Below are 11,856 nucleotides of genomic sequence, written 5' to 3'. Positions count from 1 at the left end.
ATAAAACCAGGACTGGTTTTATGATGTAATCGACATCCAAGATCTTCAGATATTCTATGACCTTTTGGAACTCTATTTGGCATTCCTGGCAGAGGGAATCTATCAGGACCGGGGCGTTCTGGAGTTCTCTCTTGCAGCTCTCAACCTTGCAGTCGAATACCCTCAATGGGTTCTCGGCATATCTCCTGTTGCAGTCCCCGCACAATTTTCCAAGAAGCGGTTTGAGAAATCCTCGCAGCGTCTCTCTATAATTCTTCCGGCAGTTAGCGCATCCAACGGAATTGATAGCGGTCTTGAAGTTCTTTATCCCCAGCGCTTCGAGAAAGTGGGCGCTCATGGCAATGACCTCTGCGTCTACGAAAGGGCTCTTCTCCGCCAGGACTTCCACTCCGATCTGGTGAAACTGTCGTTGTCTGCCTTTCTGCGGCCTCTCGTAACGGAACATCGGTCCGATATAATAATATCTGCTTTTGCTACTCCTCCTCTGGAGAGAGTGCTGGACATAGGCTCTCACGACCGGGGCAGTATTTTCAGGCCTCAGCGTTAGAGATTCATTCCCAACCCTGAAGGTGTACATTTCTTTGTTGACGATGTCCGTAGCTGTTCCTATGCTCCTCTCGAAGAGTTTTGTTTCTTCGAAGATGGGAGTTCTAATCTCCCGGAAACCATAGAGCGAAAAGACCGCTGCTGCCTTGCGCTCGACAAACTGCCACTTACTGACCTCTTCCGGAAGAATATCCTTTGTGCCCTTGATGGCCCTGTACATAAGACCTTGAGATTCAGCGGCTAAAATTACCATACAACCCCTCAAATATCAACTGCAGCTACCCCTCGTTTGGACAATCTCAAATTCTTTTAACATTCCATTTTAAAAGAAAGACGTGTAGAATCGGGTCATGAACGTCAAGAGTGACAGTAGACTGTTTTCCGCAACCGCTATCGTCAAGAGCCTTTTAGCCTTTCTATTCCTGTCGTTCGTCGGCATTCATGATGGTTTAAGAGCCGTTTCGAAAGACTCCCTCAGATACCCAGTTCAAAAGCTGGTCGATCGACATCCGATCAAGGTAAATATCAATAAGGCATGGGAAAAGAAAGCCGAACAAAAGCTATTACCGCGACCTCTCGTCAATGGTGGATCAGTCTTTGCAGCTTTTCAGCCAGGGATCATCGAAGCCTATGGCGCTGCTGACGGGCATCTGATATGGAGAAAGGAGATGCCGGGGATGAATGGGCTCATTGCTGCCCTGGAGAGTTCGATTCTTGTGAAGGATCATGAAAAGTTGATAGCTCTATCCGAAAAGAATGGAGATCTTCTCTGGGAAGTGGATGTTGGTTCGGATTTTCTCTATTCCACGGTGAAGACCGACGGAGGAGTTTCAATGGTTGCTCTGTTGAAAGGAAATATCCTCTTCGGATTGAACATGACGGATGGTTCAATGAAAAAAGTCTCGGAACTTCGAATGGGGCTCGAAAGGCCGACGGCGTTTTCCTTTGATGGAAAGCGCAATGTTGCTCTCGTCTTTGAAAATCGCACGGTATCGATTTTTAGCATTAAAAGAGGAAAGAAACTATGGAGCTTCCGGGGCGGCTCCAGGGTCCTCGCGGCCCCGCTGATCTGGCCGAGGAGGATTGTTGTGATGTGCGAGGATAACTTCTTTTACTGTCTCACCTTAAAGAAGGGACATCAGGTCTTTCGGAAGAAATCGGAGAACAGACTTCTCAACGATGGAGTGAAGCTTCGGGGCTTGCTCCTCTTTTCCCCTTTTGCCTCTAGAAATCTAAGCAGCTTCAACATCTCCACCGGGACTATTCAGCCTCTATTCTCGCTGGAGCAGGAAAGGCATTACTTCATCACAGCTCCCTCATTCAGCGAAGGATACCTAGCCTGTAGCTACTCCGACTTTTTCTCCGGTTCCGATTTCATCATCAATTTTTCTGTGATTATCGAGGAAGTCCCACGGGAAAGAACGTCATCGAAGCCATAGGTGCGGAGCAAAGGCGGTTCTTTTTCTACTGTTATTTCTGTTCAGGACAAGCAATCTTCTTGCTTGCCTTTCAGCTTTTTACGCACGTAACCGACGAGACCACCCTCTTCAATGATAGTCGTAATGAACTCCGGCAGAGGACTTGAAGAGTAAGTCTCAACACGGGTCAAGTTTCTGATGAGTCCCTTTTCTTTGATGATCTCCAGTTGATCCCCTTCAGAGATCTTTTGAGAGGCCTCCTCCGATTCAAAGATGAGGAGCCCGACGTTTATGGCGTTCCTCAGGAAAATCCTTGCGAATGACGATGCAATGACGGCCTGAATCCCGCACCCCTTGATGGCGAGGGGGGCATTCTCCCTCGAGCTGCCGCAGCCAAAATTCGATCCCGCAACAAGAAAATCTCCCGTGGAAATATTTTTCGCAAAGTTCTCTTCATATCCGGCCATACAATGTTTTCCGAGCTCGGCCATGTCGTAAGTATTGCAGTACTTCACCGGGATTATCATATCCGTATCGATATTATCGCCGAATTTAAAACATTTCCCTCTCATGATTCCTTTCATCTTATCTCCACCATTTTCATATTAATTCTCGCGGGTCTGTGATACGACCCGTTATGGCAGAGGCGGCGGCGACAGCGGTTCCGGATAGATAGACCTTGCTTTCGAGGTCTCCCATCCTTCCCTTGAAATTTCTATTGGTTGTCGCCAGACAGACTTCTCCTTTTGCCAAGACCCCCATGTGTCCACCAAGACAAGGTCCACAGGTCGGGGTCGTCACCGCGGCGCCGGCTTCTAAGAAGATTGATATGAGACCTTCCGCGACAGCCTCTTTGAAGGTCCTGGCGGTTGATGGAGTGATGATAAGCCTCACGCCTTCATGAATCCTCTTTCCCTTCAGGATGGCCGCTGCAGTTCTTAGATCATCGAGCCATCCGTTCGTACAAGATCCGATGAAGACCTGATCGAGCCTGATGTCCTTGAAGTTCGACGCTTTAGCGACGTTGCTAGGCAGGAATGGGTATGCGACGAGTGGTTCCATTCTATCAACCTTGAAGGTCAAAGTTCTTGCATACCTGGCATCATTGTCTGACTTCAAAAAAGGCAGTTTACGTCTTTCTGACCCAGACTGTACTTCAGATGCTGACTCCAAGCCAAGATATCGCAAGGTGATCTCATCTGGCTCAATGATCCCTGTTTTTGCTCCTGCTTCTATAGCCATGTTGCAGATTGAGAATCTATCCGCCATTGGAAGCGAGCGGACGGCATCGCCGGAAAACTCGAGAGCCATATACATCGCTCCCTCCACTCCAAGCTCCCCGATGACGGTCAAGATCATATCCTTTCCGGAGATGTAATCGGGCTTTTTCCCATGGAATACGATCTTGATGCTCTCGGGAACCTTAAACCATGTCTCGCCCAGAGCCATACCAGCAGCAAGATCGGTGCTCCCAACTCCCGTGGCAAATGCGCCGAGTGCTCCAGCGGTGCATGTATGTGAATCCGCTCCAATGAGGATCATGCCAGGAAGGATGAGGCCTTCCTCTGGCATCAAGGCATGACAGATCCCTCCCCTGCCTACCTCATAGTAGTATCTGAGGTGATGCTTCTTCGCAAAATCTCTCATCTCCTGAGACAGCTCCGCTGATTTGATATCCTTTGCCGGGACGAAGTGGTCGTTGATGAAGATGATTCTCCCGGAATCGAACGGCTTTTCTGCGCCCATCCTATGAAATACCTTAATGGCAAGCGGTGCCGTTACGTCGGTAGCCATGACAAGGTCCAGCTTGCACATGACGAAATCACCCGGCTTTACCGTTTCCTGTCCGCTCTTTTTTGCAAGGATCTTTTCAGAAATCGTCATTCCCATATCGACTTACACTCAACTTAGAGACTCTCGTCAAACCTGCACGTCCATATAGAATGAGCGTCCTGCTTCAAGCAAAAGCTTCACTATATCTGCTTGATCAAGATGCTTTTTTCATGTAAGAGATGATGTAATCTCCAGTTTCGGAGGTCCCGAGATTCCCACCGACTTCCCTCGGGCAGTTCATGGTCTCTATGGCTGAAACTACGGCCTTTTCCACGAGAGAAGCCGGTTCGTTAAGCGAGAGATGTTCGAGCATCATCTGAACGGTCAGGATGGCACCCAGTGGATTAGCAAGGTTTTTACCGGCATACTTAGGAGCGGACCCGTGGACCGGCTCGAACATTGAAACCCCTTCAGGATTGATGTTCCCAGATGCTGCCATTCCCAATCCGCCCTGAAGTTGCGCTCCGATGTCAGTGATGATGTCTCCGAACATGTTGCAGGTCACTATGACTTCAAACTGTGCTGGATTCTTGATCATCTGCATGGCAAGAGCATCGATGTACATGTGTTCAGCTACGATGCCGGGATACTCTTTGGAAACGCTCCAGAATACCCGCTGCCAGATGTCGTGACCGTACCTGAGAGCATTGCTCTTATCGCTCATTGTAACTTTCGTTCTGTTATTCTTCCTGGCATAATCGAAGGCGTAACGGATGATCCGCTCGACTCCTTTCCTCGTGTTGACATCTTCCTGAATCGCGATCTCATCGGTAGTTCCCTTCTTGAAGATCCCCCCTAATCCCACATAGAGACCTTCCGTGTTCTCCCTGAAAACGACGAAATCTATATCCTCTCTGCCTCTCCCCTTGAGCGGGGACAACCGATCGCAGAGGAGCCGGACGGGTCTCTGGTTTGCATAGAGGTCCAGCTTGAATCTAGAACCGAGCAGGATGTCGGTGGCGTGTTTCATGTCCGGGACCCTGGGATCTCCAAAAGCACCCATGAAGATGGCATCGCATGTTTTGAATTCTTCTATGGCCCCTTCTGGAAGGGTTTCTCCGGTCCTGAGATACCTATCGGCTCCGTAATCATATTCGCTAAACTTCAGGTCAAGGGCGAAGATCATTGAGACTGTTTCCAGGACTCTCCGGGCTTCCCGCGTGACGTCCACCCCGATCCCGTCTCCCGGAACAACGGCTATTCGTCTGCTCATCACCATTCCCCTTTTGCATTATAACGTTTACTACAAAGATGATTTTAACATCATAACCAATAAATCGAACCAGTTATTTTCCTGAAAGCATCATTCGTGCCCTTTTTCCGGATCGGATTTCAATAGAGAAGGATCAGGAACTTTCTTAACGAGGGATCGATGCGATCTGAGGATCGAATATCTCTGATAAAGGATGATGAAGAGCGCTCCCACGACTATCCCCGCGACGTCGGTGAGGAAATCGGAGAAGCATGCATCCCTGCCTGGGACGTAGTACTGATGGATCTCGTCCGATGCCGCGTAAGCTATGGAAAAAATGCTGCATAACAGGACGGGAAGAATTCCCACCTTCTTCTTGAGCCCGAAGTTAACGGCCCTTACAAGAAGGATAATGAGGAGAAAATATTCGGGGAAATGCAACAGGTAATCAGGGGCCTTCACGCCGAATCTTGCATACGAGATTGATGAAAGATAGTAGATCAGGGCAAGATAGAAGATTGGTGGAAGCCAGAAAACGATCGCCTTGAGAGTCCTGCTCATGTCACTTTGGGAATGGATAGAGTGTATAGGCGATAAGGAGGGATGCTGTGATCATGATAAGCGCTAGGTAGATCCCCACCTTTAGCCTTCCCCTCCTGTCATTTCTGGTCAGGAAGGCGAAAAAGACGGAGACTAGCCCGGTAAAGACAAGCATGTGGATGAAATGACTCTGAAACAACTATTCTTTCCTCCCTATTGAAATATCGAAGACATCGAGCATGAGGAGAAGATTCATGAGCCCAGCGGTGAGGAGGTAAGCGGTTCCATATGCGGAGCCTTGTGACTTCATCCTTTCTCTCATCCTAGTCATCAGGAAGCTGGATCTGGCCTCCTCTTCTCCGGGTAGAAAATATGCAGGAGAGCCATACACATACACTCTCCCCACGATGTCAAGAGGACCGGCAGCCATGTTCGTGGCTGTCTGAAGATAGGACATAAAGGGTTGCCTCTGATCCACCAGAAAGAATCGTCCGTCGGCTACAAAACCTAGGATGAAGGTCAGATGGACGACTATGAAGAATACTACGGCTCTTCCTTTCTTTCCCAGATAGAGATGACCTATTCCCGGAATAAGCCATGTCAGGATCATAGAGATGAGGGAACGCTTGAATTTGGTCCAGCTCATTCTTTCAATCATGCTCACCTTCTAAATTTTCTCACTCCTTCACAATCCAGACCTTCACCTCTGCTGTGACATCTTGGTGGACCTTCACCGGAACCGTGAAGATCCCAAGCGTCTTAATCGGCTCTTCGATCTCTATCTTTCTCTTATCGATCTCGATCCCCTCGCGCTTCAGCAGATCGCTGATCTCTGCTGCGGTTACAGAACCATAGAGGATGTCGTTCTCCCCGACCTTCTTGATGACGGTCAATGAGATCTGCGAGAGTTTCGAGGCCAGTGCTTCCGCCTCCGTCTTTTCCTTGATTTCTTTAACGGCAACCCTTCTCTTCTCCTGGTCGATGAATCTCAGGTTTTGTGGCGTGGCGGGAAGGGCCAATTTCTTCGGGAATAGAAAATTCCTCGCATAGCCATCCTTTACGCTTACGGTTTCTCCCTGCTTTCCCAGTTTCTCGACGTTCTGCCTCAGTATGACCTTCATGGATCTCTCCTTCTTAAATCAATCGGCTGTATAAGGTATGAGAGCCAGGGCCCTCGCCCTCTTGATAGCTGTTTGCAGCTCGCGTTGATGCAGGGCGCAGGTTCCTGATATCCTCCGCGGGAGAATCTTCCCGCGCTCAGGTATGTAGGCCAGAAGCATCCTGACATCCTTATAATCAATGTAGCTCACCTTCTCTTCGCAGAACCTGCAGAACTTCTTCCTTTGAAAAAGGAACTTTCTCCTCTGTGCCGGTTTCTTTCTATCTCTTATTGTTCTCATTGCTATTCTCCTCTCCTTTTTCCTCGGCTCTGGGAGCACTCCCGGTGACGTGGAAATCTGAGTCCGTCGGCTGGATCGGCATCTGGCCGCTTTCCGATCTCACAGTCAGAAACCGGATGATCTTCTCATGCATCCTCATCTTTCTCTCAAGCTCTTTAACCAGAGCTCCTTCGGCATCGTAGAAGAAGAGAAAGTACTGCCCGATCTCGAACTTCTCTATCGGATAGGAAAGCTTCCTTTTTCCCCAGCGATCCGTCTTAACTATGTTGCCGTTCCCCACGATAATCACCTGCTCAAGCAAGGAGACGATCTCGTTCGTCTCCTGGTCAGAAGTGTTGGGAGAAACGATAAATACTGTTTCATATCTTCTCATTGCATATTCTCCTTATGGATTTAAAGCCCTTCTCTCAAGAGCAAGGAGCTTTGATTTATAAATACTTTACAAGCAGCGGCGCGATAATAAGCGAGACAATGGACATTAATTTTATCAGAATATTCATCGCGGGGCCTGCCGTATCCTTGAAAGGATCACCGACCGTATCGCCAACGACTGCCGCCTTGTGCGCTTCCGTTCCCTTTCCCTCGCCTGGTATCTCCCCTTTTTCTATCGCCTTCTTGGCATTATCCCATGCTCCGCCACCGTTCGCCATCGTCAATGCCAGAAGGACACCGCTGACCGTGGCTCCTGCCAGCATCCCACCGAGCGCCGATGGACCAAGCGCAAAGCCAACGATGATGGGCGCAAACACTGCAGTTATGCCAGGAATGATCATCTCTTTCAGCGCAGCGGCGGTTGATATATCGACGATGCGCGCGGCATCCGGCTTTGCTCCTTCCAGACCTTCCAGCAGTCCAGGAATCTCCCGGAACTGCCTCCTGATCTCATCGACAATCCTTCCTGCTGCCTTCCCGACCGAGGTCATCGTGAGCGCCGCTAAAAAGAATGGTATTATCCCGCCGATGAAGATGCCTGAGACGACTTTAGGATCGTTGAGAACGATCTGGATGGGAGACTCTCCATGCTCAATCAGATTCTTGAATTTATACCATACTTCCGTCATGGCGGAAGGATTCATTGTTTCCAGTTGCGCGGCGATCCGCTGTTCGACCGCCTGCGTGAATGCAGAAAAGAGCGCAAGCGCTGTCAGCGCTGCAGAACCGATGGCGAAACCCTTCCCTATAGCTGCCGTCGTGTTTCCAAGGGAATCGAGCCCGTCAGTGATCTTTCTCACTTCCGGACCAAGTCGCGAAAGTTCTGAAATCCCTCCCGCGTTATCTGCGATGGGACCGTAAGCGTCAACGCTCATTGTGATTCCCACAGTGGCAAGCATTCCGACTGCTGCGATGCCAATCCCATAGAGGCCGGCAACTTTATCCGCCACCAGAAGAGCCACGCATATGGCAAGAACGGGAAGGGCGCAGCTTTCCAGGCCTACTGCGAGTCCATGGATGATGTTCGTCGCCGCTCCTGTCTTGCTTGCACGCGCAATGCTGTAAATTGGTCTTGATGATGTGTAATATTCTGTTATGAGTCCTATCAGGATGCCGCTGATGCAACCTGCGAAAATAGCCCAGAAAACGCTATTGCTCACTGCAAACGTCCTCGTGGCAATTAGAGATGCGGTAAGGAATATCCCGGCGGCGATGAAGGTGGAATAACGCAGTGCCGTCTGGGAGCCGATCCTTTTGAGGATCTTCATGGAAAATATCCCTATGAGTGATGAGACGAGGCCAAGAAGCGCCAGAGTTATGGGAAAAGCCATGAGGACATACTTGAGCTGTTCTGGCGTGATGCTGTCGTTTCCAGCCAGGGAGATGAGCGATTTTTTAAAGAGAGTGGATCCGATGGCGATGGATGCTATGATGGCTCCGACGTACGATTCAAAGAGGTCGGCTCCCATTCCTGCAACATCACCCACGTTGTCGCCTACGTTATCAGCAATGACACCGGGATTTCTAGGGTCGTCTTCCGGTATTCCAACTTCCACTTTCCCTACGAGATCGGATCCAACATCGGCAGCCTTTGTGTAGATCCCTCCACCAACCCTTGCAAAGAGGGCAATGGAACTTGCTCCCATGGCGAATCCATTGATGATACTTGCCGTTTCAGGTTTTCCCTTCAGTAGGAAAAATATGCTGACGCCAAGCAAGCCCAGGCTGGCAACGCTCAGCCCCATGACCGATCCACCGTTGAAGGCGATGAGCAGAGCCCTGTCCCTTCCATGGGCTCTTGCCGCCTCAGCCGTTCGCACATTGGCAATAGTAGCCGCCTTCATCCCGAAAAATCCTGCCAGCATGGAACACATGGCGCCGCTTAGAAAGGCACCGGCGGTCCAGATGTTGATATTTAGGACAAGGAAAATAATGACAACGATGATGAAAATGAGGAGGATCCTGTACTCTCGCTTCAGAAATGCCATGGCCCCCTCCCGGATCAGCTCGGATATCTGGAACATGACCTGATTGCCGCTCGGTTGTTTCTTGATATTAAAATAGATGAGGAGAGCGATGATGATCCCTGCTACCCCTATAAAGGGGGCCATTTTTATTAGCAGTTCCATGATTCAGTATTCCTCCCTTTTCTTCTTCTATTTCAACCGCTGGGTCCTGACGTTTAAAGTCCTCATGGCAGCTTCCAAGCCATCCGTGAGAATCGTTTCCATGGCTTTCACTGACCTGTAAAGCGTTTCCTCGACTACATCCATCTCGTCGGCATCAAAATCCGAGAGAACGTAGTCAGAAAGGTCATCGTATCCCTTCGAACCGAGGATCCCGAGCCTCAGTCGTGGAAATTCTTCCGTCCCCAGCTTCTCTATTATGGAAATGACTCCCCTGTGGAATCCCGCTCCCCCACCTCTCCTCAGCCGGATCGTTCCGAGCAGAAGATCGATATCGTCATAGATTACGATAAGATCTCTTGGCACCAGATCGTATCTTTCTAGGAGCAAAGCGGCCGATCTTCCAGATGTATTCATGAAGGTGAGAGGTTTTGCCAGTAACGCTTCTTCGCTAAATTGTCTCACGGCGGATGTGAGCGCCTGGCACTCAAGGATGTCGAATTCTCTCTGCCAGAGTTCGGCAGCCCGATCTAAAACCATGAAGCCAAAATTGTGCCTGTTTTTGCCGAAGGCAGGCCCGGGGTTTCCAAGTCCGAATATTACTTTCACTCTACTTCTTTTCCTTCTTCTCCTTGGCCTCTCCCTTTTCTTCCTTCGCTTCGGCCTTCTCGCCTTCCTCTGCCTTTTCCTCCTTACCCTTCTTGATGATCTCTGGCTCGGCCATCTCTTCCACCGGCGCTGCCGCTGGAGCCGCAACCTCTTCGATCTTAGGAGCGCTGACTACGACAATCGTCTGCTCCGGCTCGTCCAGGATCTTTACTTTATCCGGAATCGCGATGCTGGAGATGCTGAGATGCTGACCGATAAGGAGCTGGGATACATCGACGTCAATCTTCTCCGGAATGTCTGCCGGGAAGCATGAGACTCTTACCTCCCTCACTATGAAATCAAGGATTCCTCCCTGCTGTTTGACACCCAGTGGAACACCAACGAGTTGAAGAGGAACATCGACTTCGATAGCTTCCCTGAGGTCTATCTTGATGAAATCAGCATGGATGATGTTTTCATGGACCGGGTCTCTCTGGTAGTCTTTGATCATGACAGTGTTCTTATCTTCCCTGCCACTAACCTGAATGGAAAAGATGGTGTTCTCTCCCGTGTCGGATGTCAGTATTTCCAAGAGCTTCTTGGGATCGACGCTGATCGGAACGGCCTGCTGCCCCATGCCATAAAGAATGGCAGGAATCAGTCCTCTCTTCCTAAGCCTCACAGAAGCATTTTTACCGATTTCTTCTCTTGGCTCTACGTTTAATACGATATCCTTAAGCATTTCTCATCCTCCAGTGCAGTTCTTTTGTAGCGAAACATTCTCGGCTTCGAGAGATCGGACGTATCGTCTTTTGCTGTCCTTACTTGAACAATGAGCTCACCGAAGAGTTCGTGTGAATTCTTTTGATGGCTTCTCCAAAAAGTTCCGCAATGCATAAGCTCACAATCTTCCTTAATCCCATCTTCTCTTTCTCGAGGGGGATCGTATTCGTGACGATGACTTTCTTGAGATTTTCGTTTTGCAGCCTCTCCACGGCGTTCCCGGAAAGGACTGCATGCGTCATACATGCTATGATCTCATTCGCCCCATTTTTCTTGAGAGCCTCAACGGTCTCTACAAGCGTCCCCGCCGTATCAACAATATCATCCACGATGACGGCCGTCTTTCCCGCCACATTTCCAATCACATTCATGATCTTCGCCACGTTGGCTTCATGGCGCCGTTTATCCATGATGGCCAGACCGGCATTAAGTCTCTTGGCAAAAGCGCGCGCCCTCTCGGTCCCCCCAGCGTCCGGCGAAACCAAGACAGGATTCTTGAGCTTAAGGCCTTTCAGATATCTGATCAGGACGGGTCCGGCATAAAGATTATCAACAGGTATATTGAAGAAACCCTGAATAGCCGGGGCATGCAGGTCCATCACGAGAATCCTGTCAGCACCCGCCGTCGTGATGACATCCGCCACGAGCTTTGCAGAGATAGGAACCCTCGGCTTGTCCTTTCGGTCCTGCCTTGCATAGCCGAAATAGGGGATAACCGCAGTGATACGTGCGGCCGAAGCTCTCTTGAAAGCATCAATCATGATGAGGAGCTCTACCAGATTTTGGTTGACGGGAGGGCATGTCGGTTGAACTGCAAAGATATCCTTTCCCCTCACGTTCTCTTCAATCTGGCAGTAGCTTTCCCCATCTCTGAACCTAGTGACATGGATCTTGCCCAAGGGAACTTCAAGATAAGCGCATATTTTTTTCGCCAGCTCAGGATGGGCATTGCCGGAGAATATTTTCATCTCTCCGCTGCTCTTGTCGTGATGCATAGG

The 11,856-nt window shown here is 49.7% G+C and carries 15 protein-coding genes; 1 reads left to right on the top strand and 14 read right to left on the bottom strand.

Annotation, left to right across the window (positions count from 1 at the left end; all coding sequences use genetic code 11):
• The coding region (hisS, locus tag AB1756_00935) for a histidine--tRNA ligase (GenBank protein ID MEW5805915.1) at nt 1-799 on the bottom strand (799 nt) is incomplete at its 3' end.
• Nucleotides 800-896: 97 nt separating this feature from the next.
• Between hisS and AB1756_00930 the strand changes: the two genes are divergently transcribed.
• Entirely contained in the window at nt 897-1,985 is a 1,089-nt protein-coding gene (locus tag AB1756_00930; GenBank protein MEW5805914.1) for a PQQ-binding-like beta-propeller repeat protein, read from the top strand.
• A gap of 41 nt (nt 1,986-2,026) precedes the next feature.
• Here the strand turns inward: AB1756_00930 and AB1756_00925 are convergent, their stop codons facing one another.
• The 13 genes from AB1756_00925 to AB1756_00865 all read right to left on the bottom strand — a co-directional run bounded on the left by AB1756_00925 (nt 2,027) and on the right by AB1756_00865 (nt 11,853).
• A complete protein-coding gene (locus tag AB1756_00925; protein MEW5805913.1) occupies nt 2,027-2,548 on the bottom strand; it encodes a 3-isopropylmalate dehydratase small subunit in 522 nt (173 codons plus the stop codon).
• Nucleotides 2,549-2,564: 16 nt separating this feature from the next.
• Nucleotides 2,565-3,854: a 3-isopropylmalate dehydratase large subunit gene (locus AB1756_00920; protein MEW5805912.1), complete on the bottom strand. Its 1,290-nt coding sequence runs from the start codon at nt 3,852-3,854 to the stop codon at nt 2,565-2,567.
• Nucleotides 3,855-3,951: 97 nt separating this feature from the next.
• A complete protein-coding gene (locus tag AB1756_00915; GenBank protein MEW5805911.1) occupies nt 3,952-5,010 on the bottom strand; it encodes a 3-isopropylmalate dehydrogenase in 1,059 nt (352 codons plus the stop codon).
• A gap of 90 nt (nt 5,011-5,100) precedes the next feature.
• Nucleotides 5,101-5,550: a VanZ family protein gene (locus AB1756_00910; protein MEW5805910.1), complete on the bottom strand. Its 450-nt coding sequence runs from the start codon at nt 5,548-5,550 to the stop codon at nt 5,101-5,103.
• A gap of 1 nt (nt 5,551) precedes the next feature.
• Entirely contained in the window at nt 5,552-5,728 is a 177-nt protein-coding gene (locus tag AB1756_00905; GenBank protein MEW5805909.1) for a hypothetical protein, read from the bottom strand.
• Nucleotides 5,729-6,187: a DUF6677 family protein gene (locus AB1756_00900; GenBank protein MEW5805908.1), complete on the bottom strand. Its 459-nt coding sequence runs from the start codon at nt 6,185-6,187 to the stop codon at nt 5,729-5,731.
• Between the two features lie 19 nt (nt 6,188-6,206).
• Complete coding sequence (gene rplI, locus AB1756_00895; GenBank protein ID MEW5805907.1) at nt 6,207-6,650, bottom strand: 50S ribosomal protein L9; 444 nt, start codon at nt 6,648-6,650, stop codon at nt 6,207-6,209.
• An 18-nt stretch (nt 6,651-6,668) separates the two neighbouring features.
• Entirely contained in the window at nt 6,669-6,929 is a 261-nt protein-coding gene (rpsR, locus tag AB1756_00890) for a 30S ribosomal protein S18 (GenBank protein MEW5805906.1), read from the bottom strand.
• On the bottom strand, nt 6,910-7,302 hold the full coding sequence (gene rpsF, locus AB1756_00885; GenBank protein ID MEW5805905.1) for a 30S ribosomal protein S6: 393 nt from the start codon (nt 7,300-7,302) through the stop codon (nt 6,910-6,912). The genes rpsR and rpsF overlap by 20 nt, the downstream gene beginning before the upstream one ends.
• A gap of 55 nt (nt 7,303-7,357) precedes the next feature.
• Nucleotides 7,358-9,490, bottom strand: a complete 2,133-nt coding sequence (locus AB1756_00880; protein MEW5805904.1) for a sodium-translocating pyrophosphatase — start codon at nt 9,488-9,490, stop codon at nt 7,358-7,360.
• Between the two features lie 27 nt (nt 9,491-9,517).
• Nucleotides 9,518-10,096, bottom strand: coding sequence for an aminoacyl-tRNA hydrolase (gene pth / locus AB1756_00875; protein MEW5805903.1), 579 nt, complete (start codon nt 10,094-10,096; stop codon nt 9,518-9,520).
• 1 nt (nt 10,097) lies between these two features.
• The gene (locus tag AB1756_00870; protein ID MEW5805902.1) at nt 10,098-10,817 is read right to left on the bottom strand and encodes a 50S ribosomal protein L25; all 720 of its coding nucleotides are present in this window, start codon (nt 10,815-10,817) and stop codon (nt 10,098-10,100) included.
• A 79-nt stretch (nt 10,818-10,896) separates the two neighbouring features.
• Nucleotides 10,897-11,853, bottom strand: coding sequence for a ribose-phosphate pyrophosphokinase (locus AB1756_00865; protein MEW5805901.1), 957 nt, complete (start codon nt 11,851-11,853; stop codon nt 10,897-10,899).
• Nucleotides 11,854-11,856 lie beyond the last annotated feature (3 nt).

It is taken from the genome of Acidobacteriota bacterium (assembly GCA_040752675.1).
In the GTDB taxonomy this organism is placed as follows: domain Bacteria; phylum Acidobacteriota; class Polarisedimenticolia; order JBFMGF01; family JBFMGF01; genus JBFMGF01.
Note: the sequence above shows the minus strand (reverse complement) of the source record. Positions and strands in the feature narration are given on the sequence as shown.

Excerpts from the sequence above, each read along its gene's own strand:
- AB1756_00930 (MEW5805914.1), top strand. The coding sequence starts at position 897 with ATGAACGTCAAGAGTGACAGTAGACTGTTTTCCGCAACCGCTATCGTC.
- AB1756_00925 (MEW5805913.1), bottom strand. The coding sequence starts at position 2,548 with ATGAAAGGAATCATGAGAGGGAAATGTTTTAAATTCGGCGATAATATC.
- AB1756_00920 (MEW5805912.1), bottom strand. The coding sequence starts at position 3,854 with ATGGGAATGACGATTTCTGAAAAGATCCTTGCAAAAAAGAGCGGACAG.
- AB1756_00915 (MEW5805911.1), bottom strand. The coding sequence starts at position 5,010 with ATGAGCAGACGAATAGCCGTTGTTCCGGGAGACGGGATCGGGGTGGAC.
- AB1756_00910 (MEW5805910.1), bottom strand. The coding sequence starts at position 5,550 with ATGAGCAGGACTCTCAAGGCGATCGTTTTCTGGCTTCCACCAATCTTC.
- AB1756_00900 (MEW5805908.1), bottom strand. The coding sequence starts at position 6,187 with ATGATTGAAAGAATGAGCTGGACCAAATTCAAGCGTTCCCTCATCTCT.
- rplI (MEW5805907.1), bottom strand. The coding sequence starts at position 6,650 with ATGAAGGTCATACTGAGGCAGAACGTCGAGAAACTGGGAAAGCAGGGA.
- rpsR (MEW5805906.1), bottom strand. The coding sequence starts at position 6,929 with ATGAGAACAATAAGAGATAGAAAGAAACCGGCACAGAGGAGAAAGTTC.
- rpsF (MEW5805905.1), bottom strand. The coding sequence starts at position 7,302 with ATGAGAAGATATGAAACAGTATTTATCGTTTCTCCCAACACTTCTGAC.
- AB1756_00880 (MEW5805904.1), bottom strand. The coding sequence starts at position 9,490 with ATGGAACTGCTAATAAAAATGGCCCCCTTTATAGGGGTAGCAGGGATC.
- AB1756_00870 (MEW5805902.1), bottom strand. The coding sequence starts at position 10,817 with ATGCTTAAGGATATCGTATTAAACGTAGAGCCAAGAGAAGAAATCGGT.
- AB1756_00865 (MEW5805901.1), bottom strand. The coding sequence starts at position 11,853 with ATGCATCACGACAAGAGCAGCGGAGAGATGAAAATATTCTCCGGCAAT.